1 protein-coding gene is annotated in these 1,890 nt (G+C 70.8%); it reads left to right on the forward strand.

What is annotated here, in order from left to right; translation table 11 throughout:
• Window positions 1–1,890 (forward strand): galactose oxidase-like domain-containing protein (locus ACRDSQ_RS01315; RefSeq protein WP_431418034.1); only part of this gene is annotated, 1,890 nt, incomplete at both ends.

Raw genomic sequence — 1,890 nt, forward strand, 5'->3', positions numbered from 1 at the left:
ATGCTGCTCGAGTTCTCGACCAGCAGCGATCCGCTCAAGGTCACTGCGAGCTTCGCGCGGGTAGCCGAGACGCTGGATCCCGTGAGCCTCACCTACCAGAAGCACGCGAGCGCAAACCTCTATAGCCCGTACAACTCCTATCCGCTGAACTTCGTCGTGCCGGGAGGACTGGGATCGGGATGCCGGGTCGTGACCGTGGGCCGCGGGACCGACTCCACCCGCTACCTCGACATCCCCGACAATGGGTCCGCCGGCGGGTGGGTGGCGCGGCAGAACCAGGGCAGCGGCTTCGGCCCGGAGGCGGCGGTGATGTACCGGCCGGGGCGGATCATGATCGCGGGTGGTGGGACCGGCCTCACGAAGAGTGTGAATGCCACGATCGACACCGTCTGGAGGCGGTCCGCATCCATGCTCGCCCGCAAGGACCAAAACATGGTCCTCCTGCCGGACGGCAAGAAGATCGCCATCGGGGGCTGCGACGGCACGGTACCTGTCAAGCGACCGCAGATCTGGGATCCCGACGCGGCCCTGGGTGTGGGCATCTGGACCCCGGGCTCGGGGGCCGGCGCGCTGGCCGAACAGGCGAAGGAGCGTTGCTACCACTCGACCGCGGTCCTCTTGCCCGATGGGCGTGTCCTGAGCGCAGGGGGGGAAGGCTTCTATACGCTGGGGGACAAGCACTACGCCGAGATCTATTGCCCGCCATACTTGTTCAAGAACGACGGGTCATCGGCAACGGGCCTGCGGCCGGCGATCAGCGGGGTGCCGACCAGCGTCAGCTACCGGAAGACCTTCACCGTCTGCACCCCCGACCCGACCCGCGTCACGCGGGTGTGCCTGATCCGCCCGGGGGCGACGACCCACGGATTCGATGAGAACCAGCGCCACGTACCGCTCACGTTCAGTGTCGCCCCGAGCGGTCCGCCCCGGCTCTTCGTCACTGCGCCGGCCAGCCCCGATTCGGCACCGCCCGGGAACTACCTCCTCTTCCTCACCGGCGCCTTCGATGCGGCCACCAGCACCCATTATCGGGACCTACCCTCGATCGCCAAGTGGGTACGGATCACCTCGGGGGCCGACCTGTGCGACCAGGTGGCCCCCGGGCCGATCACCAACTTCACCCCCGACCTGGCGGGGCCGACCGAGATCTGGTGCTACTGGACCGGCCCCGGCGACGACGACCAGCTGGTCGAGTCGGGCGCCCCCACCGCCTTCGACCTGATGGGGGGTGATGTCTCGGTGCCGGGGCTCGCCGGCACCCCCGGGTCGGGCACGGTCTGGGGCCTCACCCCCTGCACCTGGTACAACTTGACGGTCACCGCCTGGGACGACAACCAGCACCAGTCCGTGCCGGCCACGGCGGGGGCGATGACGACGTGCGGCGGCGGTGGTGGTGGTGGTTTCGCGGCCCGCCCGGTGGAGAGCGGTGAGGGAGGCCAAACCCGCGCGGGGGCCGCCCCGACCGGGGCGGCGGCCCTCGCGCCGGGCACGGGACCGCTGATCGCCGAGACCCGCGCGACCGCGGCGGGCGGTTGGCAGGTGACGGTGCGCCGGGCGGGCGAGACCGAGGGGATCGATCCGCCCGACGAGGAGACCATCGTGGTCCAGAGGCGCGGTGAGGCCGGCGCCTGGCAGACCCTGGCTCGCCACCGGGTGGGCGGGTCGGCCGGTCCGTGGGGGCTCTGCGCCCTCCGCGATCAGGGACGGCTGGTGTTCCCCGCCAACTACCAGCTCGAAGAGATCCGCGCCGGGCTGCGCTCCGGGGCGCAGCAGTACGCCCTGCTCACTGCCAACCACTCGCGCCTGGGCGACCTGGGCACGACGCTCCTGCCCGCGGGCGCAAGCCTGGCGATCGCGACCGGGGATTCCCTGTCGCTGGTCTATCAGGCG

Origin of the sequence: Actinokineospora sp., assembly GCF_050699995.1 — a bacterium.
Taxonomy (GTDB): Bacteria; Actinomycetota; Actinomycetes; order Mycobacteriales; family Pseudonocardiaceae; genus Actinokineospora.